This window comes from Micromonospora sp. NPDC005298 (assembly GCF_040607375.1).
GTDB lineage: Bacteria > Actinomycetota > Actinomycetes > Mycobacteriales > Micromonosporaceae > Micromonospora.
The window spans coordinates 266,882-293,274 of the sequence record NZ_JBEXGP010000002.1; the positions used below are offsets into that span (position 1 = coordinate 266,882).

22 protein-coding genes are annotated in these 26,393 nt (G+C 70.8%); 15 read left to right on the plus strand and 7 right to left on the minus strand.

Annotated features, from left to right (window positions below):
* Window positions 1-118 precede the first annotated feature (118 nt).
* From mtrA to raiA, 5 genes are all read left to right on the plus strand, one after another.
* Entirely contained in the window at window positions 119-808 is a 690-nt protein-coding gene (mtrA, locus tag ABZS77_RS05890) for an MtrAB system response regulator MtrA (protein ID WP_007455837.1), read from the plus strand.
* Window positions 809-820: 12 nt separating this feature from the next.
* Window positions 821-2,578: an MtrAB system histidine kinase MtrB gene (gene mtrB / locus ABZS77_RS05895; RefSeq protein ID WP_354817875.1), complete on the plus strand. Its 1,758-nt coding sequence runs from the start codon at window positions 821-823 to the stop codon at window positions 2,576-2,578.
* Complete coding sequence (locus ABZS77_RS05900) at window positions 2,575-4,383, plus strand: LpqB family beta-propeller domain-containing protein (RefSeq protein ID WP_354817878.1); 1,809 nt, start codon at window positions 2,575-2,577, stop codon at window positions 4,381-4,383. Before mtrB ends, ABZS77_RS05900 begins: the two co-directional genes overlap by 4 nt.
* 4 nt (window positions 4,384-4,387) lie before the next feature.
* Entirely contained in the window at window positions 4,388-5,098 is a 711-nt protein-coding gene (locus tag ABZS77_RS05905; RefSeq protein ID WP_354817881.1) for a ComF family protein, read from the plus strand.
* 246 nt (window positions 5,099-5,344) lie between these two features.
* Complete coding sequence (gene raiA, locus ABZS77_RS05910) at window positions 5,345-5,980, plus strand: ribosome-associated translation inhibitor RaiA (protein ID WP_354817884.1); 636 nt, start codon at window positions 5,345-5,347, stop codon at window positions 5,978-5,980.
* Between the two features lie 57 nt (window positions 5,981-6,037).
* Here the strand turns inward: raiA and ABZS77_RS05915 are convergent, their stop codons facing one another.
* Both ABZS77_RS05915 and ABZS77_RS05920 read right to left on the minus strand, forming a co-directional pair.
* Window positions 6,038-7,150, minus strand: coding sequence for a GNAT family N-acetyltransferase (locus ABZS77_RS05915; protein ID WP_354817887.1), 1,113 nt, complete (start codon window positions 7,148-7,150; stop codon window positions 6,038-6,040).
* On the minus strand, window positions 7,147-8,298 hold the full coding sequence (locus ABZS77_RS05920; protein WP_354817890.1) for a GNAT family N-acetyltransferase: 1,152 nt from the start codon (window positions 8,296-8,298) through the stop codon (window positions 7,147-7,149). The genes ABZS77_RS05915 and ABZS77_RS05920 overlap by 4 nt, the downstream gene beginning before the upstream one ends.
* Before the next feature lie 168 nt (window positions 8,299-8,466).
* Here ABZS77_RS05920 and secA point away from each other — a divergent pair, with 168 nt between their 5' ends.
* Complete coding sequence (gene secA, locus ABZS77_RS05925) at window positions 8,467-11,394, plus strand: preprotein translocase subunit SecA (protein WP_354817893.1); 2,928 nt, start codon at window positions 8,467-8,469, stop codon at window positions 11,392-11,394.
* 171 nt (window positions 11,395-11,565) lie between these two features.
* Here the strand turns inward: secA and ABZS77_RS05930 are convergent, their stop codons facing one another.
* Window positions 11,566-12,234: a response regulator transcription factor gene (locus ABZS77_RS05930; protein WP_354817896.1), complete on the minus strand. Its 669-nt coding sequence runs from the start codon at window positions 12,232-12,234 to the stop codon at window positions 11,566-11,568.
* Window positions 12,222-13,466, minus strand: a complete 1,245-nt coding sequence (locus tag ABZS77_RS05935) for a histidine kinase (RefSeq protein ID WP_354817899.1) — start codon at window positions 13,464-13,466, stop codon at window positions 12,222-12,224. Before ABZS77_RS05935 ends, ABZS77_RS05930 begins: the two co-directional genes overlap by 13 nt.
* 112 nt (window positions 13,467-13,578) lie before the next feature.
* Between ABZS77_RS05935 and ABZS77_RS05940 the strand changes: the two genes are divergently transcribed.
* Window positions 13,579-14,406 carry an ABC transporter ATP-binding protein gene (locus ABZS77_RS05940; protein WP_354817902.1) on the plus strand — a complete coding sequence of 276 codons (828 nt, stop codon included), beginning with the start codon at window positions 13,579-13,581 and terminating at the stop codon, window positions 14,404-14,406.
* Entirely contained in the window at window positions 14,406-17,006 is a 2,601-nt protein-coding gene (locus tag ABZS77_RS05945; protein WP_354817905.1) for an FtsX-like permease family protein, read from the plus strand. The genes ABZS77_RS05940 and ABZS77_RS05945 overlap by 1 nt, the downstream gene beginning before the upstream one ends.
* A 207-nt stretch (window positions 17,007-17,213) precedes the next feature.
* Here the strand turns inward: ABZS77_RS05945 and ABZS77_RS05950 are convergent, their stop codons facing one another.
* On the minus strand, window positions 17,214-17,834 hold the full coding sequence (locus ABZS77_RS05950; protein ID WP_354817908.1) for an Rv3235 family protein: 621 nt from the start codon (window positions 17,832-17,834) through the stop codon (window positions 17,214-17,216).
* Window positions 17,835-17,976: 142 nt separating this feature from the next.
* The gene (locus tag ABZS77_RS05955) at window positions 17,977-18,204 is read right to left on the minus strand and encodes a helix-turn-helix domain-containing protein (RefSeq protein WP_354817911.1); all 228 of its coding nucleotides are present in this window, start codon (window positions 18,202-18,204) and stop codon (window positions 17,977-17,979) included.
* Window positions 18,205-18,418: 214 nt separating this feature from the next.
* Between ABZS77_RS05955 and ABZS77_RS05960 the strand changes: the two genes are divergently transcribed.
* A complete protein-coding gene (locus tag ABZS77_RS05960) occupies window positions 18,419-18,928 on the plus strand; it encodes a hypothetical protein (protein WP_354817914.1) in 510 nt (169 codons plus the stop codon).
* 78 nt (window positions 18,929-19,006) lie between these two features.
* On the opposite strand, the gene ABZS77_RS05965 is transcribed toward ABZS77_RS05960, so the two are convergent.
* A complete protein-coding gene (locus tag ABZS77_RS05965) occupies window positions 19,007-20,083 on the minus strand; it encodes a hypothetical protein (protein WP_354817917.1) in 1,077 nt (358 codons plus the stop codon).
* Between the two features lie 290 nt (window positions 20,084-20,373).
* Between ABZS77_RS05965 and pruA the strand changes: the two genes are divergently transcribed.
* From pruA to smpB, 6 genes are all read left to right on the plus strand, one after another.
* The gene (gene pruA / locus ABZS77_RS05970) at window positions 20,374-22,002 is read left to right on the plus strand and encodes an L-glutamate gamma-semialdehyde dehydrogenase (protein ID WP_354817920.1); all 1,629 of its coding nucleotides are present in this window, start codon (window positions 20,374-20,376) and stop codon (window positions 22,000-22,002) included.
* A 175-nt stretch (window positions 22,003-22,177) separates the two neighbouring features.
* Window positions 22,178-22,693: a PadR family transcriptional regulator gene (locus ABZS77_RS05975; RefSeq protein WP_203177078.1), complete on the plus strand. Its 516-nt coding sequence runs from the start codon at window positions 22,178-22,180 to the stop codon at window positions 22,691-22,693.
* 112 nt (window positions 22,694-22,805) lie between these two features.
* Window positions 22,806-23,927 carry a peptide chain release factor 2 gene (prfB, locus tag ABZS77_RS05980; protein ID WP_354817923.1) on the plus strand — a complete coding sequence of 374 codons (1,122 nt, stop codon included), beginning with the start codon at window positions 22,806-22,808 and terminating at the stop codon, window positions 23,925-23,927.
* Between the two features lie 118 nt (window positions 23,928-24,045).
* Entirely contained in the window at window positions 24,046-24,726 is a 681-nt protein-coding gene (gene ftsE / locus ABZS77_RS05985; protein ID WP_030331491.1) for a cell division ATP-binding protein FtsE, read from the plus strand.
* 68 nt (window positions 24,727-24,794) lie between these two features.
* A complete protein-coding gene (ftsX, locus tag ABZS77_RS05990) occupies window positions 24,795-25,670 on the plus strand; it encodes a permease-like cell division protein FtsX (RefSeq protein ID WP_354817926.1) in 876 nt (291 codons plus the stop codon).
* A 151-nt stretch (window positions 25,671-25,821) separates the two neighbouring features.
* Window positions 25,822-26,301: an SsrA-binding protein SmpB gene (gene smpB, locus ABZS77_RS05995; RefSeq protein WP_354817929.1), complete on the plus strand. Its 480-nt coding sequence runs from the start codon at window positions 25,822-25,824 to the stop codon at window positions 26,299-26,301.
* The last annotated feature ends 92 nt before the right edge of the window (window positions 26,302-26,393 follow it).

A 26,393-nucleotide genomic window follows, 5' to 3' on the forward strand; every position in this document is an offset into this window, starting at 1 on the left:
ACCGGCGCGACGCTGCGGTGGCGCTGGGCGCCGCCGACGGGGGATCATGGTTGCAGCCCGGCCGGGATCCACCCGACGCCGGTCCCACCGAACTGAACGGGGATGCAATATTAATCCCATGAGAGCCCGGGTACTGGTGGTCGACGACGACCCCGCACTCGCCGAGATGCTCGGCATCGTGCTGCGTAGTGAGGGTTTCCTGCCCTCGTTCGTGGCCGATGGTGAGCGGGCGTTGGCTGCCTTCCGCGACAGCCGGCCCGATATCGTGCTGCTCGACCTGATGTTGCCCGGAATGAGCGGTATCGACGTGGCCCGGTCCATCCGTGCCGAGTCCGGCGTGCCGATCGTCATGCTGACGGCCAAGAGCGACACCGTGGACGTGGTGCTCGGCCTGGAGTCCGGCGCCGACGACTACGTGGTCAAGCCGTTCAAGCCCAAGGAGCTGGTCGCCCGGATGCGGGCCCGACTGCGCCGGGGCGAGGACGTGGCGCCGGAGATGCTGACCATCGGGCCGCCCGGCAACCAGATCACCATCGACGTGCCCGCGCACACGGTCAGCCGCAACGACGAGGAGGTGAAGCTGACGCCGCTGGAGTTCGACCTGCTGGTCGCGCTCGCCCGTAAGCCGCGTCAGGTCTTCACCCGCGAGGTGCTGCTGGAGCAGGTGTGGGGTTACCGGCACGCGGCCGACACCCGGCTGGTGAACGTGCACGTGCAGCGGCTCCGGGCCAAGATCGAGCCGGACCCGGAGCGACCGGAAATCATCCTCACCGTGCGGGGCGTGGGCTACAAGGCGGGGACCGGATAGCCTGGTCACACTGTGTTGACCCCACCGCCTCCACACCCCCCGACAGCGGCTGCCCGCCGGCGCATCGCCGGCGGGGAGCTCTGGCGTGCGGTGAGCGGTCGGGCCGCGCGGGTGGTGGCCCGGGTGCACCAGACCTGGCGCCGCTCGCTCCAGGTGCGGGTGGTGACCATCACGCTCGTCGCCTCCAGCCTGCTGGTGGGGGGCTTCGCCTTCCTCATCGCCGACAAGATCACCACGATCCTGCTGGACAACGCCCGTACCGACGTGCGGCTGCGGGTGAACAGCGGCGCCAGCTACGCGGCCAAGCAGGTCTCCCTGTACGGCCAGCCGCAGGAGGCGCAGCTCCAGGAGACCATCGACGGCACGGTCAACTACCTGGCCGGCGGTGACCCCCAGCAGACCAGTGGCGTGGTGGTGGCGATCACCGCCGACGACTACCCGAACGACATCCAGACCCGGGCCGCGCCGTCGGTGAACGTCCAACCGCTGATCAGCCCGGAGCTGCGGGCCGCCGTCGCCGGGGGCAAGGTGGCCAGCCAGATCCAGACCGGCCGGCTCACCGGGCAGAGCACCAAATACCTGGTGTACGGCTCTCCGGTGCCCACCCGCTTCGGCCAGATCGAGCTGTACTACCTGGTGCCGTTGACCCGGCAGGACTCCACCGCCGCCGACGCCCGAGCGACGGTGGTGGCCACCGGAGTGGCGCTGGTGATCCTGCTCGGGCTGCTCGCCGCCCTGGTCACCCGTCTGGTGGTCAACCCGGTCCGGGTCGCCGCGCGTACCGCCCAGCGGCTCTCCGCAGGCCTTCTCGACCAGCGGATGGTGGTCAACGGCGAGGACGACCTGGCGCTGCTCGCCGCCTCGTTCAACCAGATGGCCACCAATCTGCAACGGCAGATCCTGCGACTGGAGGAGATGTCCCGGTTGCAGCGCCGCTTCACCTCCGACGTCTCGCACGAGCTGCGTACGCCGCTGACGACGGTCCGGATGGCCGCTGACCTGATCTTCGCCGAGCGCGACGAGTTCGACCCGGCGGTGGCCCGCAGCGCCGAGCTGCTCCAGGCCGAGCTGGACCGCTTCGAGGAGCTGCTCACCGACCTGCTGGAGATCAGCCGGTTCGACGCCGGCTTCGCCATGCTGGACGCCGAGCCGACCGACCTGGTGCCGGTGGTGCACCGGGTGGTCGAGCGGCTGGCCGGCCTCGCCGAGCGGGTGGGCGTACCCATCGAACTCGACCTGCCGGGCACGCCGGTGATCGCCGAGGTCGACCCGCGCCGGGTCGAGCGTGTGCTGCGCAACCTGGTCGGCAACGCCGTCGAGCACGGCGAGGCCCGCCCGGTGCTGATCACCCTCGGCATCGACGAGACCGCCGTGGCGATCACCGTGCGGGACCACGGGGTGGGGCTCAAGGCGGGCGAGGAGAAGTTGGTGTTCAACCGGTTCTGGCGGGCGGACCCGTCCCGGGCGCGGCAGACCGGCGGCACCGGCCTGGGCCTGTCGATCAGCCTGGAGGACGCCCGACTGCACGGCGGTTGGCTGGAGGCGTGGGGTGCGCCGGGGCAGGGCGCGCAGTTCCGTCTCACCCTCCCGGCGCGGGCCGGTGACCGGCTGACCACCTCGCCGCTGCGGCTGGTGCCGGCCGACGCCGCGCTGCCGTTCGGTGGCCCCCGCGACGGTGGTCCGCTCGCCATCGGGCCCGGCACTGGTGGGGCGTTGGCGATCGGCCCGGCGCCGGCCGGGGACGGGCAGCGGGCGGAGGTGGGCACATGAGGCGGCCGGTCGTGCTCGGGGCACTCGGCGTGGTGCTCCTGCTGGGTGGCGCCTGCGGGATCCCGGCCGCGTCGGACGTGCGGGTGGACGGCAGGGGCGGGGCCGCGACGGGGGCCGGCTCGGGGAACGGCCGGCCGAGCGAGCCGCCGACGCGTACGGCCAGCGGCAGCTCCAACGAGTCGTTCGTCCGTAACTTCCTGTCCGCCGCCGCAGGCGAGCCGGACCGGGCGTACGAGCGGGTCAAGGCGTTCATCGCGCCGGCGGACCGGGCTCGTCTCCAGGACAAGAAGGGCAGCGAGGTCGCGTTGACCGTGGTCCGGTTGCGGGAGGCGGTCTACACCCTCAACAGCGACTCGACCACCACCGTGAAGATCACCGTGCAGCAGATCGGTGTGTTGCGGGCGAACGGCACGCTGGCCCCGCCGGTGGCGACCGAGACGGAGTACGAGTTCCGGCTGCGCAGCGGTGCGCTCGACGGCGCCGCCACCGACGAACGTGCCGGCCTGTACGTCCTCGACCCGCCGAACGTGCTGCTACTCAGCGACCTCGCCCTCCAGCAGTACTACCAGGCCGAGTCGATCTACTTCTGGAGTTCCGACCGCAGCCGACTGGTGCCCGACCAGCGCTACCTGCCGGTGGCGGTGCCGGAGGAGCGTCGGGTCAACGAGGTCGTGAAGTGGCTGGTCGCCGGCCCGTCCGACTGGTTGCGCCCCGGCGTCGTGGGGCTGCCCGACCGCACCGAGCTGATCAACAACGCCACCGGCGCGAACGACCGGTGGGAGGTCAACCTGGACATGTCCGGCGACGACCAGAACAGCATCGACCAGTTGCTCACGCAGCTCGCCTGGTCGTTGGGCGACTTCGGCGGGGAGTTGGAGCTGAAGATCCGCAACAACTCGCAGCCCGTACTGGACCTGAACGCCCGCCGCGCGACCGAACGGCTCTACCCGATCACCGAGAGTCCGCAGCGGTTCTGCGTGTACGAGGGCGGCATCCGTCCGCTCGACTTCGTCGGCGAGCTGAGCGGGGAGGTGCCGCTGGCGGCCGACATCAACCGCAACATCGTCTCCGCCGGCCTGGCCCGGTCCGACAGCCGGGTGCTGGCCGCGATGGTGGTGTCCAGCGGCAAGAGTCGCCACCGGCTCGCGGTGGGCAGCGGGCCCGTTCCGATCACCACGCTCAACCGTGGCACCTCCGAGTACGCCTCGATCAGCCGGCCGGTCTGGTTGCGGATGGCCGACTCGCGGCCCGGCCGGGGTCTGGTGGTGGCCGACGGTCAGCTCTACCGCTTCGACGAGGGCGCCCGGATGTATCCGGTGCCGCTCAACGTGCCCGGTCCGGTCACCGCGGTGGCCGCCGCGCTGGACGGCCAGCGGGTCGCCCTGGTCGCCGGCGGTCAGCTCTACGTCGCGGCGGTCAACCTCGACGGAGGTGGGGTCTCCATCGGCCCGCCCCGGCAGTTGGTCACCTCGCTGACCGGCCTCACGACCGTGGACTGGGGCCGGGAGGACCAGCTCGTGGTGGCCGGGTCGGCCGGCCAGCCGGCGATCTACGAGATCAGCGTCGACGGCGCCGTGGAGACCCCGCTGCGTACCGACGTCGGTGCCAAGGTCAACCACCTGACGGCGTACCCGACCAACCGCACCGTGCCGCTGCCCAGCGGGGCGTACATGTACGAGGCGAACGGCGTGGCGTACCGCAGCAGCCCGTTGGAGCGGATCGAGCCCGACCGGGTCCGCGACATCGCCCCGCCGCCGGCCGGTGGCCGTCTCAGCAACCCGTCGGCCCCCTTCTTCCTGTACTGACGTGATGCGGGCGCTCTGGGCGGACCTCACCGACCTGGTGCTGCCCGCCGACTGTGCGGGCTGTCGGGAACGCCGGTCCGGCCTGCGGCACGGGGTCTGCCCCTCCTGCGTCGCGGCGCTCGACGAGCTGCGCCCCGCACCGGTACGTCCCACCCCCGTCCCGGACGGCCTGCCGCCCTGCGTCGCCCTCGGCCCGTACGCCGGCCCGTTGCGGGAGGCCCTGCTGGCGTACAAGGAGCACGGCCGGCACGGGTTGGCCCGTCCGCTCGGCGGCCTGCTCGCGGAGGTCGTCGCGGCGGCCGTCGGCGACGGGAGCCGTCCGGTGGCGCTGGTGCCGGTGCCGGACACGGCGGCGGCGGCCCGGGCGCGGTACGGCGACCACCTGGACCGGCTGGCGCGGCACTGCGCGGCGCGGCTGCGTCGGGCCGGCTGGTCGGTCCGGGTGCACCGGCCGCTGCGCGCGTTGCCCCGACCGGATTCGGTGACGCTTGACAGCGCGGGCCGTGCGGCGGCGGCGCAGGCGGCGTTCCGACCCCGCTCCGCCGCGTCGGTGGGTGCCGGTGCGGCCGGGGTCGCGCCGGTCGTGGTGCTGCTCGACGACATCGTGACCACCGGGGTCACGTTGGCCGCCGCGGCCCGCGTGCTGGCTGCGACCGGCTCGGCACCGAGTGTCGCGGCGGTGCTCGCGGCGACCCGGAAAAGAGTCCGTTCGTAACCGATTGTGTTTCCGTTTCACCCGTTGGTGTATGAGCGGCGAAAAATCTCGGGCGGTCTCGGCAACATGGGGTGACTGCCGGGCAAACAGGCGTTAGCGTTTTCCTGTCGGGGGTAGGAGGTCCATTCCACCCGCCCCCGGCGGTGAGAGGAGGCGTAGCCGCACTGACCGGTCGACGCCAGCGGGTCTCCCACGGCGCGCGACCGGGTTAACCGGATCGAAGACCGTCCGAACAAGGGAGGTCACGTGGACATCGTGGTCAAGGGCCGTAACGTCGAAGTGCCGGACCATTACCGGGTGCACGTAGCCGAGAAACTCGCAAAGATCGAACGCTACGACCACAAACTTATTCGTGTCGATGTCGAGCTGTTCCACGAGCGCAATCCGCGCCAGGCCGACCACTGCCAGCGGGTGGAGATCACCTGCATTTCCCGGGGCCCCGTGATTCGGGCCGAGGCCTGCACGAACGACTTCTACAGCGCGCTCGATGCCGCCATCGCGAAGCTCGACACCCGTCTGCGCCGCGCGGCCGACCGCCGCCGCGTACACCGGGGTCGGCACGCGCCGATCTCCGTCGCCGCCGCCACCGCCGGCCTACCGGTCGCGGACCTGGTGGCCGCCCCGCTCAGCGCGCCGGGTGACGGCGCCCGCGCCGGCACGGCCGTCGCGGAGCGGGTCGAGGAGGAGGACGACCGGCAGCCCTGGCACATCGCCCGGGAGAAGGTGCACCCGGCGGAGCCGATGACGATCGACGACGCGTTGTTCGAGATGGAGCTGGTCGGCCACGACTTCTACCTGTTCCAGGACAAGGAGTCCGGTCGCCCCAGCGTCGTCTACCGGCGGCACGCCTACGACTACGGAATCATCTCCCTCGCCACCTGACCGACCGTTGAGCATGGGGTTGTGGTGGGGGGACCCACCACAACCCCATGATCCGTCTCAGTGCAGGTCGGTGGGGAGCAGCGCGAACGTCAGGTCGTCCAGCCGCCGGCCGTCCAGGCCCGGCAGACGGCCGCGCTGCAGGCCCTCACGGTGGAAACCGGCCCGCTCCAGCACCCGGTGCGAGGCGCCGTTGTCCGGCACCGTGCCCGCGACCACGCGGGCGACACCGGCCGACCCGAACGCCCACGCCGCGAGCAGCCGGACCGCCCGGGTGGCGTACCCCCGGCCCCGCCAGTCGGGCAGCAGCGCGTAACCGACCGAGGCCTCGCCGCTCGCCGCGTCGGTGAACGACAGGCCGCAGCTGCCCGCCGGCTCGCCGCCGGCCGCGTCGGTGATCAGCAGCCGGGCGATGTCGCCGGTCAGCCACCCGCTCTCCGCGAGCAGGCAGCGCCGCTCGATCGCCTCGCGTGTCGGCGGGACCGGCGGCGCCTGGTTCGCCACCACCTCCGGTCGGCTGTGCAGCCGGTACATCAGCTCCGCGTCCCCGGGTGCCAGCCGGCGCAGCGCCACCACCTGGTCGGTGAGCACGCCGCCGGGCAGGTCGGGCAGCAGCCGGGCGGCCGGGCCGGGCGGATCGTCGGCGAGGCGTACCCAGGCCAGCAGGTCGTGCCGACCCGCCTCCCGCGACGCGCCCGCCGACCGGCGCAGACCCTCGTAGCGGAAGCCGGCGGCCAGCGCGACCCGCTGGCTCGGGCCGTTCTCCGGCTCGGTGAGCAACTCCAGCCGGGCCGCTCCGGCGGCGAACGCGTGCTCGCCCAGGGCCCGGGTCGCCGCGGTGGCCACCCCGCGTCCGCGCGCCGCCGGCCGCATCCAGTAGCCGATCTCCAGTTGCCCCCGGGCCGGCACCGGGTTGTTGAGACCCACCGCGCCGAGCAGCCGGTCGGTGGCCGGGTCCGCGACGGCGTACGCGGCGCCGCCGCCGGTCCAGGCCGCCGGGGCGCCGACGTCGATCCACCAGCGGGCGTCGGTCTCGGTGTACGGCGCTGGCAGGTTCGACAGGAACCGTTGGGTCAGCGGGTCCGCGCAGCCGTCGACCACGTCGGCGGTGTCCTCGGCGCGGAACGGGCGCAGCCGCACCCCGTGCGCCTCGATGACCGGCGGCGGAGTCATCCCAGATCCTTGGCGAGCAGCGCGCCGACCCACACGTCGACCCGTTCACCCCGGTGCTGCATACCGCCCCGGGCGGTCCCCTCGACCAGGAAGCCGGCCTTCTCCGCCGCCCGGCGGGAGGCGGTGTTGCCCACGTTCGCCCTCCACTCGATGCGGGCCAGACCCAGCGTGCTGAAGCCCCAGGCGCTGAGCGCGACCAGCGCGGCCGGCACGTACCCGCGGCCGCGGGCCGCCGGGGCGGTCATGAACCCGACGTCGGCCACCAGCGGGTCGGTGGGGGACAGCCGCAGGTCGAGGGTGCCCGCGTACCGGTCGTCCGACTCGGCGATCACGAAGCAGGCGGCGTCCCCCCGGGCCCAGGCGTCCCGACCGTAGGTCTGGTAGTCCTGCGCGTCGGCGCGGTCGTACGGGTCCGGGACGGTGGTCCAACGGATGCTCTCCGGGTCCTGACAGGTCTGCACGACGGCGTCCAGGTCCTGCTCCTCCATGGGCCGCAGCCGCAGCTCGCCGGCCCCGGTGGTGGCGAACAGAACGGGCTGCGGGCGGCCGAAGACGGCAGCCCGCCGGGCGACCAGGGTGCCCGGTCCGGCCGGACCTGTCGACCCGGCGGCCGGCACCTCACCGGGCAGCAGCGAGCCGATCCAACCGTCCGCGCCGCCGTGCCGCCCCGGGTCGGCCAGCCGCAGCCGGCCGTCGACGCGGAAACCGGCCCGCAGGGCCACCAGCCGGGAGGCGTGATTGCCCACGTCGGCCTGCCAGATGAGCCGGCGAAGGCCGAGGGTGGCGAACGCCCAGCGGGCCACCGCCCGGGTGGCGCGGACCATCACGCCCTGACCACGGGCCCAGGGGGCCGTCCAGTAGCCGACCTCGCCGGTGCCGTCGCCGTCGATGGAGACCAGGCCGCACGAGCCGAGCAGCTCGCCGGACTCCGGGTCGCAGACCGCGAACGGGGCGCCGGTGCCGTCCGCCCAGGCCCGTCCGCTCAGTGCGGTGACGAAGTCGTGGGCGTGTTCCGGAAGGTAGGGGCGCGGTACGGTGGTCCAGCGCTGAATGTCCGGGTCCTGGCAGGCGCGGTGTACGGCGTTCGCGTCGGCTTCCCGCCAGGGTCGCAGCAGTACGCCGTCCTCGATGATCTCCACGGGGTCCACTCGTGCATCGTGCCGGAACGTTCGCCGACGGCGTAACCGGATAACGTCCGGCGCACGGCCCGGACGCGAGTTATGTCGGGTTCGGCGGGACGGAGCACCGCCACCAGTGACCATCGCGCCGATGGAGCGCCTACGATGGTTCGAGACTGTCTAGGGGAGCGTTGATCCGTGTCGATTCTGGAAAAGGTCCTTAACGCGGGCGAGGGCCGCATGGTGCGGCGGCTCAAGGCCATCGCCAATGCCGTCAGCTCGATCGAGGACGACTACGTCAACCTCACCGACGAGGAGCTGCGCGGCATGACCGAGCAGTTCCGGGAGCGGCTCGCCGACGGTGAAACCCTCGACGACCTGCTGCCGGAGGCGTTCGCGGTGGCCCGTGAGGCGGCCGCGCGTGTGCTCGGCCAGCGGCCGTACGACGTCCAGGTGATGGGCGGCGCGGCGCTGCACTTCGGAAACATCGCCGAGATGAAGACCGGTGAGGGTAAGACGCTGACCTCGGTCATGGCCGTCTACCTCAATGCGCTCTCCGGCGACGGCGTGCACGTGGTCACCGTCAACGACTACCTCGCCCAGCGCGACGCGGCCTGGATGGGTCGGGTGCACGAGTTCCTCGGGCTGACCGTCGGCGTGGTGCTGCCCAACCGGCCGGCCAGCGAGCACAAGGCCGCCTACGAGTGCGACATCACGTACGGCACCAACAACGAGTTCGGCTTCGACTACCTGCGCGACAACATGGCCTGGTCGAAGGACGAGCTGGTCCAGCGCGGCCACAACTTCGCGGTGGTCGACGAGGTCGACTCGATCCTCATCGACGAGGCCCGCACGCCGCTGATCATCTCCGGTCCGGCCGAGCACTCCGCCCGCTGGTACGGCGAGTTCGCCGGCGTGGTGGCCCGGCTCCAGCCCGGCACCGACGGCGAGGGCGACTACGAGGTCGACCACTCCAAGCGCACCATCGCGGTGACCGAGCGCGGCGTCGCCAAGGTCGAGGACCGGCTCGGCATCGACAACCTGTACGAGTCGGTGAACACTCCGCTGGTCGGCTACCTCAACAACGCCATCAAGGCCAAGGAGCTGTACAAGCGCGACAAGGACTACATCGTCAGCGACGGTGAGGTCCTGATCGTCGACGAGTTCACCGGTCGCATCCTGCACGGCCGCCGCTACAACGAGGGCATGCACCAGGCGATCGAGGCCAAGGAGGGGGTGGAGATCAAGCAGGAGAACCAGACCCTGGCCACCATCACCCTCCAGAACTACTTCCGCCTCTACAACAAGCTGTCCGGCATGACCGGTACGGCCCAGACCGAGGCGAGCGAGTTCAACAAGGTCTACAAGGTCGGCGTCGTGAGCATCCCGACGCACCGCCCGATGGTCCGCGAGGACCGGCCGGACGTCATCTACAAGACCGAGAAGGCCAAGTTCAACGCGGTCATCGAGGACATCGCCGAGCGGCACCAGATGGGCCAGCCGGTGCTTGTCGGCACCGTCTCGGTGGAAAACTCGGAGATCCTCTCCCAGCTGTTGCGCCGGCGCGGCATCCCGCACAACGTGCTGAACGCCAAGTTCCACGCACGGGAAGCCGAGATCGTCGCCCAGGCCGGGCGCAAGGGCGCCGTCACGGTCGCCACCAACATGGCCGGCCGTGGTACGGACATCCTGCTCGGCGGAAACCCCGAGTTCCTCGCCGCGAACGAGCTGCGCCAGCGTGGCCTCGACCCGCTGGAGAACGAGGAGGAGTACGCCAAGGCGATGGAGGAGGTCCTGCCCACCTGGAAGCAGGCCTGCGACGCCGAGGCGGAGGAGGTCTCCGCCGCCGGTGGCCTGTACGTGCTGGGCACCGAGCGGCACGAGTCCCGGCGGATCGACAACCAGCTGCGCGGTCGTGCCGGCCGGCAGGGTGACCCGGGCGAGTCCCGTTTCTACCTGTCGCTGCAGGACGAGCTGATGCGGCGCTTCCGGGCCGGCGCGGTCGAGGCGGTGATGGAGCGCTTCAACATCCCGGAGGACGTGCCCATCGAGTCGAAGATGGTCACCCGGCAGATCAAGAGCGCCCAGGCCCAGATCGAGGGCCAGAACGCCGAGATCCGCAAGAACGTGCTCAAGTACGACGAGGTGCTCAACAAGCAGCGCCAGGTCGTCTACGCCGAGCGGCTCCGGGTGCTCAACGGTGAGGACCTCTCCGAACAGGTCCGCAACATGATCGACGACACCGTCGAGGCGTACGTGCGGGGTGCCACCTCGGAGGGCTACGGCGAGGACTGGGACCTCGAACAGCTCTGGTCCAGCCTCAAGCAGCTGTACCCGGTCGGTGTGACGATCGAGGAGCTGGAGGAGGAGGCTGGAGGTTCCCGCGCCGGCATGGACGCCGACTTCCTGGTCGCCCGCCTCAAGGAGGACGCGCACGCCGCGTACGACCGGCGCGAGGAGCAGCTCGGCACCGAGGGGGTGCGTCAGCTCGAGCGGATGGTGCTGCTCCAGGTCATCGACCGCAAGTGGCGCGAGCACCTCTACGAGATGGACTACCTCCAGGAGGGCATCAACCTCCGGGCGTACGCCCAGCGCGACCCGGTGGTGGAGTACCAGCGCGAGGGCTTCGACATGTTCGCCACCATGATGGACGGCATCAAGGAGGAGACCGTCGGTTTCCTCTACAACGTCGACGTGCAGGTGACCGAACCGGAGCCGGAGGCGGGCTCGGAGGAGGTCACGCTGCTCGACAAGCCGGTGGAGATCCGGGCCAAGGGCCTCAACCAGGCGCCGCGTCGGCAGGGCCTGCAATATTCGGCTCCCACCATCGACGGCGAGGCCAGCCCCGGCGCTCCCGTCATCGAGCAGGCGGCGCAGCAGGCTCCGGCGCTCGGTGTGGGCCGCCCGGCCCCGGGCGCTCCGGCGGCACCGGGCCGGACCGCTCCGTCCGCCCCGCAACGCCCGGCCGCCGGTCTACGCGGCCCGGCGGTTCCTTCGGCCGCCTCCCGTCGACCGGCAGCGAACCAGTCGGAGGCGAGCAACGGCCCGTCGCGCAACGCGCCGTGCCCGTGTGGCTCGGGCCGCAAGTACAAGCGCTGCCACGGCGCGCCGAACGGCGGCAACTGACCGACACGACAGCACCTGACCGAACGGGTCCCGGCCGACAGGCCGGGACCCGTTCGGCATCGCACCGGGGCGCCAGCTGCACGAACCGCAGTCGCCGGTCCTGCTGTCCGAGGTCTGGGAGGCCGCACCTGCCGTCCCTGTTGCAAAGAGACGCCGAGACGCGAGCGGTACTCAACCGCCAAACTGCCCGCTCGTCCGGCCCGCGCCGTTGAGGTAGGTGAGGACGGCGAGGACGCGGCGGTGGCCGCTGTCCGTCACCGCGAGTCCGAGTTTGGCGAAGATGTTGCCGATGTGCTTGTGAACGGCGTTGTCAGTGACGGTGAGCTGCTGAGCGATGGCGTTGTTGTCGAGTCCCTGTGCCATCAGTGCGAGCACCTCGCGTTCGCGGCCGGTGAGCGCGGCGATCGGGTCACCGGCGCGTTGGACGAGTTGGGCGATGACCTCGGGGTCCATGGCGGTGCCACCCGCGGCGACGCGGCGTAGCGCGTCGATGAATGCGTCCACCCGGCTGACCCGGTCCTTGAGGAGGTAGCCGACGCCACCACCGGCGGTGGCGAGCAGTTCGGCGGCGTACTGCTGCTCGACGTACTGCGACAGCACCAGGACCGGTAGGCCGGGCTGTTCCTGGCGGGCCTGAAGAGCGGCCCGGATTCCCTCGTCGCGAAACGATGGCGGCAGCCGGACGTCGACGACTGTCACGTCGGGCCGGTGTTCCCGTACGGCGGTGAGGAAACTCGCCGCGTCGCCGGCGATGGCCGCGATGTGGAACCCGGCGCGGCCCAGCAGCAGTTCCAGACCGGTGGAGAGCAGCACGTTGTCTTCGGCGATCACGACCCGCACGGCAACTCCAGTGTGATGGTCGTCGGCCCGCCGGCCGGACTGTCGACGTCGACTGTACCGTCGAGCGCGAGCACCCGGCGGCGAATCCCGGCGATGCCGGTTCCCAGTCGATCATCAGCGCCGCCGATGCCATTGTCCGTGATCACCACCGACAGTCGGTCGGTCATGCGGTCCACCCGGACGCCGGCCGCAGTCCCCTGGCTGTGTTTGGCGACGTTGGTGAGCGCCTCGGCGACAGCGAAGTAGACGGTGGTCTCCACGGCCGCCGGCACCCGCCCGATGTCGCCGATGCGCAGCCGGGTGGGGACCGGGCAGCGGGCAGTGACGGCCGTCAGAGCTCCGTCGAGGCCCCGGTCGGCGAGAATCGGCGGATAGACGGTCTGGATCACCTCCCGCAATTCGCTCATCGCTTCCTCGGCGCCTTCGTGCGCGTCCCGGAGAAGTCCTTCCAGGAACTGCTCGTCGCGTGGACTGTCGGCGATCGCCTGCCGAGCCAGGGCCAGCCGCATCGCGATCGCCACCAGCCGGGCCTGGGTGCCGTCGTGCAGGTCGCGTTCGATCCTCCGCAGTTCCGCACCGTGTGCGTCGAGCACGTCCGCGCGGGTGCGGGTCAATTCGACGACCCGCTCGGCAAGTTGTTCGTCAGTTGGTTGTGACGCCATCACCGCGAGACAGATCCGGGCGTGTGCACGAGCCATCGGTGGGAAGCACAGGTACGCCAGGGCGGTGAGCAGGAGGATCTGTAGTGGGCCGAGGGTGAGAGCGGTCGTCCAGCCATTCACCGGTACGTTGACGAACAGCCGCGGCCCGTTTCCCGCGCTGAACGCCCACCAGAGTGGTGTGGCGATCGCGGCGACCACGATGTTGCCCGCGCACAACAGGGCGGGCAGGCCGAGCCCCACCCCGCTCATGGCGTTCACGGGCAGCCAGAGCAGGGCGCGTGCGGTGCGGTCAGCGGCACGGTTGGCCCCTGCTCGGCGTCTCGGCGCAGGCTGAGCGGGAGACGGCGCCAACGGCATACCGAGCAGCCGTCGGGCGCGTTCACGATGCCAGCTCGCCCAGAGCCGGGCGAGCCGCGGTACGCACAGCAGTGGCAGGGCGAGCACCGTGGCGGCTCCGGAGGCCAGGGAGCCCAGGAGGTAGGTGCCGCTACGCCAGGAGCGTATCCAGCGTTGTCCCGACCCCGGAGGATGTCCTTCCGTTGCGCCGCGGGGAGCTGGCGTTTCCGACACGACCTTCAGTCTGCCCGGTAGACGCCGCCCACGTCACTACAGCCAGCTGTAGCGCATGTCCGGTGGTACGGGGTAGGGCTTCGGGCTGTCGCGGAACCTAACGTCAGACGCCATGAGCTGGACGAGAAATCCGTTGAGGCGGCGCGTCGCGCAGACCGGAACCGTCGCTGCCGACTCTCCGAATGCCGCTGTCGCGCCGACGATCGGAACAACGCCCCATGCGGTGCGCCTGGATTCGGTGTCGAAGGAATATCGGTCGGGAAAGAACGCGTTTCGCGCTCTTGACTCGGTGACAGCCGGGTTCCCGCGTGGCTCGTTCACTGCGGTGATGGGGCCTTCCGGCTCGGGCAAGAGCACCTTTCTCAACTGCGCGGCCGGTCTGGACCGGCCCACCTCGGGCTCGGTCTGGTTGGGCGACGTCGAGTTGTCGCGTCTCGACGAGGTCGAGCTCACCGAGGTGCGGCGACAGCGGGTCGGCTTCATCTTCCAGACCTACAACCTGCTGGGCGCGCTGAATGTGGAGGAGAACGTCACGCTGCCGCTGCGGCTCGCGGACCGGAGGATCGACCGCACCTCCCTGCTGGAGGTGCTCACCACGGTCGGTCTCGGCGAGTTCGTCAAGAGGCGGCCCAGCGAGCTGTCCGGCGGTCAGCAGCAACGGGTCGCTGTCGCGCGTGCGCTGGTGAACCACCCGGACGTGGTGGTCGCGGACGAGCCGACCGGCGCGCTGGACACCCGGTCCAGCAGGCAGGTCCTGGAACTGCTGCGGCGGATCGTCGACGTCACGGGGCAGACGGTGCTGATGGTCACCCACGACCCGGTCGCGGCCTCGTACGCCGATTCGGTCGTGTTCCTGGCCGACGGCCGGCTGGCGGGTGAGCTGACCCGGCCCACCCCGAATCAGGTCGCGGCACGTATGACACGTCTGGGCGAGTGGTGATGGGCCTCATCCGGCGGCTGATCCGCCTCGTGGTGCCGTTACCCGGAGACCTGAAACTGGCGTGGAGCACGATCAAGGGGAACAGGGGTGGTTTCGGCGGCTCGTTCATCGCGATCGTCGCGGGTTCGACGGTGATCACCGCCTGCGGGGTTCTGCTGCTGTCCGGGCTGGGCAACGGGGTCACACCCGAGCGTTACTCGGGCGCCGCGGTGGTCCTGGGTGCGCCGCAGTCGTTCTGGCTGGACGAGAGTTCCGAGGTCCGCTACAGCGAGCGCGTGACGCTACCCGCGGACAAGGTCGCCGCCGTCGCCGCGGTGCCCGGCGTCCAGTCCGCTGTCGGCGACGTGAACGTGCAACTCAGCGTGCTGAACCCGGACGGCGACGTGGTGAGCGGCCCGCCCGGCTTTCCGGTGCTCGGACACGGCTGGTCCGCGGCGGCGCTCGCGCCGTTCACGGTGGCCAAGGGTCGGGCGCCCACGACGCCCGGCGACGTCGTGCTGGACGCCGACCTGGCCGCGCGCGGCGACGTGGCGCTCGACGCGACGGTGCAGATCGTGGTCGGCTCGATCCCGGCTTCCTACCGCGTGGTGGGCATCGCCACCGCGCCGGACGGGTTGGACCGGCAGTCCGCCGTGTTCTTCAGCGACGAGCAGGCGTTCAGGCTCTCCGGCCGTCCGGACCGGGTCGACGCCATCGGCCTGCTCGCCGCACCCGGCATCACTCCGGAGCAACTGGCCGGGCGCATCAGGTCCGCCGTGCCGGACGTGCTGGTTCACACCGGCGCGGAGCGTGGCGACGTGGAGTTCCTGGATGTCGGGGACGCCCGCGGCGTGGTGGTGGAGACGGCGGCGTCGTTCGGCGGCACCATGGTGCTGATCGTGGTGTTCGTGGTGGCGAGCACCCTCGCGCTGTCGGTGCGGCAGCGCAGGCGCGAGCTGGCTCTGCTGCGGGCCATCGGCGCGACGCCCAAGCAGATCCACTGGATGATCAACGCTGAGATGACGCTTGTGTCGGTGTCCGGCGCGCTGGTCGGCGCGATTCCCGGCGTGGCGCTCGCGTTCGTGATGCGGGGCGTGTTCGTCCTCGCGGGCGCGATGCCGCCGGACTTCCAGATGCAGGTGGGGGTGCTGCCCATCCTCGCCGCACTGGTGCTGTGCGTGATCAGTGCCCGGTTCGCCGGCTGGCTGGTCGCGCGGCGGGTGGCCAACGTCAGTCCGGTCGAGGCCCTCGGGGACGCCGCGATCGAGCCCAAGAAACTCGGTCGGGTCCGATTGACCATCGGCGTCCTGCTCATCCCGCTCGGGCTGCTGCTCACGCTGGGCAATGTCGCCTCGCCGGGAGATTCGGCCGCCGACACCGCGGCGAGCGCGGTTCTCCTGTTCGTCGTGGCGCTCGGGTGTCTCGGGCCCATGCTGCTCAACGGCACCCTCGTGCTGTTCGGCCGCTTTGTGAACCGCCGGTCCACGGCCGCCGGATTCCTCGCCCAGGCCAACGCGCGGGCCAACTGGCGGCGGCTCGGTTCGGCCACCACACCGCTGGCGATGGGCGTGGCGCTGGCCGCCGTGCAGGTGTTCGGCGCCTCCACCACGATCGCGGGGGCGCGGCACCAGCTGGAGGACGGACTGCGTGCGGGCCACGTCCTGACCGCGTCGTCGGGCGCCGGGATATCCCCGCAGGTCGTGGACGCCGTACGCGGTGTGCCGGGAGTCGCCGTGGCGACACCGGTGGCGCGGATGCGGGTGCTGTTGACGTTCCCGTCCGAGGACAGCACCGCGACCAGGGTCTTCGCCGCCCAGGGGGTCGCACCCGAACGGCTCGCCGACACCATGGAGCTCGGGGTTGTCCAGGGGGACACCGCGGACCTGCGCGGCGAGACGGTGGCACTGAGCCGGGTCGTCGCGGAGACCGTGCACGCGAGGGTCGGCGGGACGACAGAACTGCACCTCGGCGACGGCACGATGGTCAAGCCTCGGGTGGTGGCGATCTACGAGAACGGCTTGGGCTTCGGCGACGTCACCCTGCCCAACGACCTCGTCGTCGCTCACACCACCGCGCAGGTCGACAGCGCGGTGCTGATCAGGTCCGAGGCCGGGATCGACCAGAAGGCGCTCGGCAACGCGCTGCGCGACGCCGTCCGGCCCTGGCCGACGGTCCAGGTGGGCGGCCGGGAGGCGTTCCTGGACGCGCCCGGGGCCGTCCGGTCGGGTGAGTGGATGCTCAACCTGCTGTTCCAGACCGTGCTGCTGGGCTACATCGCCATCGCCGTGGTCAACACCCTGGTGATGTCGACGGCGGCGCGGGTTCGCGAGTTCGCGATGCTGCGACTCGTCGGCGCCAGCCGGAGCCAGCTCCGAGCGATGATGAATGGCGAGGCCAGGATCGTGATCCTCGGGTCGCTGCTGTTCGGTGCGTTGGCGACGATCCCGCCGCTGGTCGGCTTCAGCCTCGGGTTGACGCGGTCGCCCACACCGACCATCTCCATCGCCGGGGTGATCGCGATCGTGGCGCTCACCGTCGCGCTCTGCCGGGGGGCGATCACGATTGCCACCCGGTTCGCGATTCGACCGGAGCCGATGGACGTGATCGGCGGCCGTGAGTAGGGCCGACCGTCGCGCGGCGCCGATGACCGGCCCTACCTGGCCTAACGGCCGGCTCAGATCAGGAGCAACACCACCGACACCCGCGCTCGTGCACCTCGCTGCCGTTCGACGGAACTCCAACGGCGTGAACACGAGCGCGGGTGTCGGCTCGTCGGAGCTGCCTGCCGGGGTCACGTGACCGGAAAACCGGGGCGCTCACCGCAGCGGTCAGAGGACGTGCAGGGCGGTGCAGAGCCAGCGCCCCCGGCGGTGTTCCAGCCGGAGCGCCATCGCCCAACTCCTGCCGCCCGCACCGGCGAGGACGGCTGCCGCCTCCACCGCTGCCTCCCGGGGCTCGCAGACCCGCATGCGGAGCAACCGGACCGCTGGCCGGCCGGCGCGGCGGCGGGGTGCCCCTGCCCGCCCGGACGCGCGGACCACCTCGGTGAGCAACTCGCTCGCCCGGATCAACTCGGTGAGCACATCACCTGCTTGGGCCGGGTCGAGCAGGGCCCGCACCTGCGCCGGCGAACGGTAGCCGTTGATCACTTCAAGGCAACTGCCGACGAACCGATGTGCGGCTCGGGCGGTCTCCGGTGCGGTCGCCGGCGGTGCCGGTGCGACCGGGCGGGTGGTTGACCGGCCGGGCACGGCGCGCAGGTCGGTGCGGCGTTGTGGTGGCCGGGCCGAATCGGGGCGGGTCGAGGCGAACAGGTCGAGGGCGAGCTGACCGTGGGTCGGTGTCGGCCAGTACGACCCGTCGATCTCGTCGAGGTACGGCGGGTCGACGGGCGGGACAGGGCGCAGTCGCACGGCTGGCCGGGACGGTCCGGGTCGCGCCTCGCTCATCGTACCCCCCATTGATCTTGCGTTTGCCTTCGTTTGCCTCCGACGGCATCGAGTTTGGCCGATGGGCAGGCGCCGGTCAATGGCTCCGGGGCTCAACACCCCGGGCGAGGTCTCGGTGGGAGTCGGGCGCGACCGGCGGCGGCTATTCCGGGTCGCGGTCGACGAGAGGGTTGCTCTGCACCCAGTCAGCGGTCTCGTGGTATTTGCGGGTTATGTACTCTTCCAGGCGCGCGCGCTCGACACGCCACTGGCCGCGTCCGCCGATCTTGATCGCCGGCAGTTCGCCGCTGCGCACCATGTGGTAGACCTGCGAGTCCGACACGTTCAGCTCAGTGGCGACGTCGGAGAGCAACAGGAACCGTGGCTCCACAGGAACTCCCGGGGTTGATGTCGTTTGGCTCAGTTTGCCATCGACGGCCCGGGTCGCCCAGCACCCGGCGGCCCCGCCGCGAGGTCGCCGCGCGGGACACACCGGGCGGGAACTTCCACCGGCCGGAGCCGGGGTGTATGACGGTCACGGTGTGCGGCATGATCTGCGCCCGTGCCGGCGGACGCCGGTGGAGGACGACGCTGGGAGACGACAGGTGACCGAGGAGCTTGTCCGGGTGTACGTGCCGGCGACCGTACCGATGGTGGCCCGACTGCGCGCGGACGGGCTGACCGCTGCCCAGGCACACGCGGTGACCCCGGCCCTGCGCGAGTGGTACGCCGAAGGCGACGAGGAGGAGCTGGAGTACGTCGCGTTCACCCGGGCTGCCCAGGACGCCCTGCACCTGCTCCGAGCCGACCCGAAGGCTCCTCGCCGCCGCGTCGTCGTCTCGGTCGACCTGCCGCCGGGTGCGGTCGGACGCGGTGACGGTGAGCTGGGCTCCAGCACGGTGACGTTGATCGACACCGTGCCGGTGGCCGCGGTCGCGGCCATCCACGTGGACGGCGCGGACGCGGTCGAGGAGGTCGGCGCGGCGGCCGACGTGGTGGCCGAGGCGGCAGCCGGTGACCCGGACGCCCAGTTCACCGTCGACGGCGCCGAGGACCACGAGCTGGAGTGGTACGACGTGACGGAGTTGGACCAGCTGCTCCGCGCGAGCGACTGAACCCGGACACCGGCCCGGCCAGTCCGAGCCGTACACCGGCCGAGGCGGTCCGAGCCGTACACCGGCCGGCGCCCGGCGTCAGCGGGTCGGATCCGCCTTGGCCGGGTCCGCGTCGAACGCCTTGGCGTAGCCCGGCTTGTCGTCCTCCGGGTCGACCTGCTCCGCGACGGGGCTCGGGCTGTCGACCGGCTCGTCGTCGTCGGTGTGGGCCGGGCCGAGCGTGCGGCCGAACGCGATGAGCGCGGTGAGCGCCCCCACGAAGAGCACCCAGATGCCGTTGTCCACCCGCGAGGTGCCAAGCGAGGTCTGCGCCACCGCGTCCGCCTCGCTGAGCGCGCTGGCCAGATCCAGCAGGGAGCGGCCGCCGATCCGGATGATCACCTCGGCGAGCAGCAGGAGGAGCCCCGGCCCGGCGCCGGCGAGGAGGTACGCCGGCCAGCGCAGCGCGGGCGTCTCGGGGTCGAGGCGGACGGCCCGGCGCCGCGCCCAGGTCAGGTAGCCGAAGGCGAGCAGCCCGGCGAGCAGCCCGGCGACGAGTGATTCGGTCCGCGACACCCACTTCGCGGCACTGACCAGCGACTCCTGGCTGTCCCCGGCGCCGAAGAGGCCGAACAGCGGGTCCCGGGCCTGGCTGAACGCCACCACGAAGAGCAGCGTGCCCAGCGCGGCGGTCACCACCGCGCCGACGGTGGGGGCCGAGCGCGCGCCGGCGATGGCGCCGCCGATGATCGCGGCGGCAGCCGTGGTGCCGGCGATCACGTTTGTGGTCGAGGTGTCGAAGTAGGTGAGGTTGATGGCCAGGGCGGCGGCCAGTCCGACCACCATCCCGGCGCCGATCGCCCCGGCGAAACGCAGGGAGACCCCGTCGCCGTAGCGGCGGGCCAGCAGGTTGCCGCCGGCCAGCGCCACGGCTGCCCCGGCCACCAGCGCGGCCGAGATCACGCCGGGCAGGGCGAACGCGGAGAGGCTGATCGCCGTCACACCGGCGGCGGCGGAGGTGGTGGCCTCCCGGGTGGACCAGAGCATGGCGGCGAGCCAGCCCAGCGCCAGCAGCGCGAGCACCGCGGCGCCGGGGGCGAGCGTCGGCCGGTCGGGGGCGTCGACCGCCGGTTCGTCCGACTCGGGGGCCGGGACGCGGCCGGGCTGCTTGGTCATCGTCTCCCCTTCGAGGCGGCAGGTCACCGACCATTCAGGGTACGCGGGCCCGCTGGGCTGCCCGTCGCCCCGGGACGGCGGGGCGGATCGGGACCGGCCGGTAAGGGGAGAAAGGGTGGGGCGGTCCTTGGCGTACGGAGGTGGCCGAGGTGGGGCGCACGGCTCCGCATGGGAGAATCGGGGAGGTCCCGCCGCTGCTCGGCCTCCCGTGCGGCGTCCGGTGTCCGGCCGTCCGGTCGGTGCCCGCGGGTCCGGTTTCGCCACTGCTGTCGAGATCGCCAGGAGCCTTGATGGATGCCGTGTTCTCCGTTCCCGAGCCGCGCAACGAGCCGGTTCGCAACTACGAGCCGGGCAGCGGAGACCGGGAGCGGCTCCAGCGGAGGCTGACCGAGCTGGCCGCCGAGCGCGTCGACCTGCCGATGACCATCGGCGGTGAGCAGCGGATGGCCGGCGGTGACCCGATCAACGTGGTGCAGCCGCACAAGCACGCCCACGTGCTGGGCGTGACCGCGCACGCCACCCACGACGACGCGCGCGCCGCGACCAAGGCGGCCAAGGACGCCGCCCCGATGTGGCGGGCGCTGCCGTTCGAGGAGCGCGCCGCGATCTTCCTGCGCGCCGCCGAACTGCTCGCCGGCCCTTGGCGCGACACCCTCAACGCCGCCACCATGCTCGGCCAGTCGAAGACCGCGATCCAGGCAGAGATCGACGCGGCCTGCGAGTTCATCGACTTCCTGCGGTTCAACGTGCACTTCGCGCGTCGCCTGCTCGAGGAGCAGCCGGCATCGTCGCCCGGCGTCTGGAACCGCTTCGACCACCGCCCGCTGGAGGGCTTCGTCTACGCGGTGACCCCGTTCAACTTCACCGCGATCGCCGGCAACCTGCCGTCGGCGCCGGCCCTGCTGGGCAACACCGTGGTCTGGAAGCCGGGCCCCACCCAGCAGTTCGCCGCGCACTTCACCATGCGCCTGTTCGAGGCCGCCGGCCTGCCCCCCGGCGTGATCAACATGGTGACCGGCCGGGGCGAGGAGGTCTCCGACGTCGTACTCGCCGACCCGGACCTGGCCGGCATCCACTTCACCGGTTCGACGAAGGTCTTCCAGCAGTTGTGGCGGACGGTCGGCGACAACATCTCCCGCTACCGGGGCTACCCCCGGCTGGTCGGCGAGACCGGTGGCAAGGACTTCGTGGTCGCGCACACCAGTGCCGACGTGGACGCGCTGCACACCGCGCTGATCCGTGGCGCCTACGAGTACCAGGGCCAGAAGTGCTCGGCGGCGTCGCGGGCGTACGTGCCGCGTTCGCTCTGGGAGGGCGGACTGCGGGACCGGCTCGCCGCCACCGCCGACTCGCTGACCTACGGCGACGTGGCCGACTTCGGCAACTTCGGCGGCGCGGTGATCGACGACAAGGCGTTCGCCCGGCACACCGCAGCGCTGGAGCTGATCGCCGGCGACGACAGCTGCCGGGTGCTGGCCGGTGGCACCGCCGACGACTCGGTGGGCTACTTCGTCCGGCCGACCCTCTTCGAGTGCGGCGACGCCGGGCACGAGACCTTCACGACCGAGTACTTCGGGCCGATCCTGGGCGTGCACGTGTTCGACGACGCCCGCTTCGACGACGTGGTCGCGCAGGCCGAGTCGATCGCCCCGTACGCGCTGACCGGCTCGGTGTTCGCCACCGACCGCCAGGTGATCGACTCGGTCGCCGAGCGGATGCGGTACGCGGCCGGCAACTTCTACATCAACGACAAGCCGACCGGCGCGGTGGTCGGGCAGCAGCCCTTCGGCGGCGCACGGGCCAGCGGCACCAACGACAAGGCGGGCTCCTGGCTGAACCTGGTCCGCTGGGTGTCGCCGCGCACGATCAAGGAGACCTTCGTGCCGCCGACCGACCACACGTACCCGCACATGGGCTGACCGGCGACGACCCGCCGGCGGCGCGCTCGACGCCGCCGGCGGTCGGCCGACCGGGCCAACCCATCGATAGTCCTCAACGGACAGTCTGTCGCCGACAGTGCACTTAGGAAGTCCTGTCGGGTGGCAAACCGCCAAATCCTGGACGCCGCGTGCGCAAAGTGGCAGCGTAGTGGGCATGGCGGAATCCGGAGTCAACCCTACGGCGGCGGCCCTGCTCGGCCTCCTCCACGAGGGCCCGATGACAGGCGGCCAGTTGATGGCCGCCGCTGAGCGCCGTCTGGCGCCGTACTGGTCGATGACCCGCAGTCAGGTCTACCGCGAGTTGCCGGTGCTGGCCGAGCGGGGTTTCGTGCGGCTCGGTAAGCCGGGGCCGCGGATGAGCCAACCGTACGCTCTCACCGCCAGCGGGAAACGGACATTTTCCCGCTGGCTGGCGGAGAACCCGGGGCGGGACACCATCCGTAACCCGATAGCGCTCCGGATGGCCTTCGGCAACCTGCACTCCGCCAGCCAGCTCAAGAGCCTGTACGCCTCCGCGAACGAGTACCACACCGAGGCCCTCGCCCAGGTCCGGGAGCAGGTCAAGAACGCCAAACGGGACGGCGAGACCTACGACGCCAGCGCCCTGGAGTTCGCCGTCGCCTACCACCGGGCCGCGCTGTCGTGGTTGAAGTCCGCCCCCGTCGGGTGATCTCCGGCGGGTCCGCCGACAGGGAACGAGCTGCCGTGACGCAGTGCCGATTTGGCGCGGACCTGCGGGGCTCGCAAGCTCACTCCTCGTCTGCGCAGTACCCTTGTCTGTCGTGACCGCTGCCGATTACGCCGAACAGCTCAAGGAACTCGACGCGACCCTGCGAAACATCGAGGCCGTCCTCAACCTCGACCGTCTCCACGAGGACAAGGCCCGCCTTGAGCAGGAGGCCTCCGCCCCCGACCTGTGGGACGACCAGGCCAAGGCTCAGCAGGTGACCTCGCAGCTGTCGTACGTCAACGGCGAGATCAGCAAGCTGGGCAGCCTGCGCGCCCGGCTCGACGACGCCCAGGTGCTGCTCGAGTTGGCCGAGGCCGAATCCGACCCGGGTGTGCTCACCGAGGTCGAGACGGAGATCGCCGGGCTGACCAAGGCCATCCAGGAGATGGAGGTCCGCACCCTGCTCTCCGGCGAGTACGACTCCCGGGAGGCCCTGGTCGCCATCCGGGCCGGCGCGGGTGGCGTGGACGCGGCGGACTTCGCCGAGATGCTGCTGCGGATGTACCTGCGCTGGGCGGAGCGGCACGGCTACCCGACCGAGGTCTACGAGACCTCGTACGCCGAGGAGGCGGGCCTGAAGTCGGCCACCTTCGCGGTCAAGGTGCCCTACGCGTACGGCACGCTCAGCGTCGAGTCGGGCACGCACCGGCTGGTGCGGATCAGCCCGTTCGACAACCAGGGCCGCCGGCAGACGAGCTTCGCGGGCGTCGAGGTCCTGCCGGTCACCGAGCAGACCGACCACATCGACATCCCGGAGAACGAGGTACGCGTCGACGTGTACCGCTCCTCCGGCCCCGGCGGGCAGAGCGTCAACACCACCGACTCGGCGGTCCGGCTGACCCACATCCCGACCGGCATCGTGGTGACCTGCCAGAACGAGAAGTCGCAGTTGCAGAACAAGGCCTCCGCGCTGCGGGTGCTCCAGGCCCGGCTCCTGGAGCGCAAGCGCCAGGAGGAGGAAGAGAAGATGGCCGGCCTCAAGAGCGGCGGCACCAGCTCGTGGGGCGACCAGATGCGCTCGTACGTCCTGCACCCGTATCAGATGGTGAAGGATCTCCGAACCGAGCAGGAGACCGGCAATCCGAGCGGGGTCTTCGACGGCGATCTGGACGAGTTCATCGAGGCCGGTATCCGTTGGCGCAAGCAGCGTCAGCTCGCCGGCGACGGTGCGTGACGGCTCGCGGGCGGAGCGCGTCGTCGATCTCCAGGTAGAGGCCTGATTCGACGACGCGCGCCGGATCTGTGGGGCGTGGGGCTTGGCTCAGTTGTTACACCGCGTAGACTCACCACCCGTGATTCAGCTTGAGCAAGTGACGAAGACGTACCCGAAGGCGTCCCGGCCTTCGCTCGACAACGTGTCCGTCTCGATCGAGAAGGGCGAGTTCGTCTTCTTCATCGGTCCATCCGGCTCCGGCAAGTCCACAATCATCAAGATGCTGCTGCACGAGGTCGCCCCCAACAAGGGGCGCGTCGTCGTCAACGGCAAGGACGTCACGTCGATGCGGTCCTGGAAGCGACCCCACTTCCGCCGCTCGATCGGCTGTGTCTTCCAGGACTTCCGGCTGCTGCCGAACCGCACCGCCTACGAGAACGTGGCGTTCGCTCTCGAGGTGATCGGCAAGACCAAGGCGGTCGCCCGCCGGGTCGTGCCGGAGGTGCTGGAGCTGGTCGGGCTCGGTGGCAAGGAGCACCGCTACCCGCACGAGCTCTCCGGTGGTGAGCAGCAGCGGGTCGCCGTCGCCCGGGCGTTCGTGAACCGTCCGCTGATCCTGCTGGCGGACGAGCCCACCGGAAACCTGGACCCGGACACCTCGATCGAGATCATGCGCCTGCTGGACCGGATCAACCGCACCGGCACGACCGTCGTGATGGTCACCCACGACTCCAACATCGTGAACCAGATGCGCCGCCGCGTCGTCGAGATCGAGAGCGGTCGCATCGTGCGTGACCAGGCCCGCGGCGTCTACGGGTGAGCCGGCGCTCCACCCCATTCGCAGCCTGACGACGAACACCTCATGCCGGAGACCCGGAGGAAATCCCGATGCGCGTGAAATACGTCCTGTCCGAGGTACTGGTCGGACTGTGGCGCAACGTGACCATGTCCATCGCGATGATCATCACGATGGCGGTCTCGCTGACCATGCTCGGCGCCAGCGGTCTCATGTACCGCCAGGTCGACGACATGAAGGACCTCTACTACAAGAACATCGAAGTCTCGATCTTCTTGAACCAGGAGGTGAGCGAGCAGGAGCGCACCGACCTGGACGGCAAGCTCAAGAACGACCCCCTGGTGAAGGAGGTCCTCTACGTCAACAAGGACGAGGCGTACAAGCGCTTCAAGGAGATGTACCAGGACGCGCCGGACCTGGTGAACGCCGTCAAGCCGGACCAGCTGCCCGAGTCGTTCCGGCTCAAGCTGAACAACCCGGAGCAGTACAAGAACATCTACGACCAGTACAAGGACACGGCGGGTGTCGACGAGATCGTCGACCAGAGCCGCCTGCTGGACAAGATCTTCAACATCCTGACCTCGATCCAGAACATCGCGCTGGCCGCCGCCATCGTGATGGCGATCGCCGCCCTGCTGCTGGTCGCGAACACCATCCAGGTGGCCGCGTACAGCAAGAGGCGTGAGGTGGCGGTCATGAAGCTGGTGGGCGCGTCCAACTGGTTCATCCAGGCGCCGTTCGTGCTGGAGGCCGTCGTGGCCGGCCTGATCGGCTCGCTGCTGGGCCTGGTCGCTCTCGTCGCGGCGAAGTATCTGCTCTTCGACGGGTCGCTCAGCGCTTTGCAGGGTCTGCTCTCGCCGATCAGCTGGGGTGACATCCTGTTCATCTTCCCGCTGATGGCCGGCGTCGGTGGCCTGGTCAGCGCCGCCACCGCCTGGATCACCCTGCGCTTCTACCTGCGGGTCTAGGCACCGTACGGGTCGTCCCGTCGTCGCACAGGGGCCCTCCCGCCGCCGGAAATAAACGGCGCGGGAGGGTTCTTGTCATTCAGGTAGCATGATCGGTTGTCCGGCCGGGGTGACCTCGGCCGCGACGTTCCGACGGGAGGGGGTGGCACCGATGCCACGGGAGAAGGGGCGCAAGGTCGTCGCCTCCAACAAGAAGGCGCGCCACGACTACTCGATCCTCGACACGTACGAGGCGGGCATGGCGCTGACCGGCACCGAGGTCAAGTCGCTGCGGGCCGGGCGGGCGTCGCTGGTCGACGCGTTCGCCCAGGAACGCGACGGCGAGTTGTACCTGCACGCCATGCACATCCCGGAGTACACCCAGGGCACCTGGACCAACCACGAGCCCCGGCGTACGCGCAAGCTGCTGCTCAACCGGGGTGAGATCGACAAGCTCGTCGGGAAGACCCGCGAGGGTGGTCTGACGATCGTCCCGCTCCAGGTCTACTTCTCCGACGGCTGGGCCAAGGTGGAGATCGCCCTGGCCAAGGGCAAGAAGTCGTACGACAAGCGTCAGGATCTCGCCAAGCGCGACGCGGACCGGGAGATCGCCCGGGTGTCCGGTCGACGGGGCAAGGGAATGGACGACTGATTCATCCCGTTTGTCCAGGTCGGCGTGCCGACCCGGGGCTCGGGATGAAAGCCGTTGCGGCAGGCGTTAGTCTTGTCAGTGCCGCCACATCG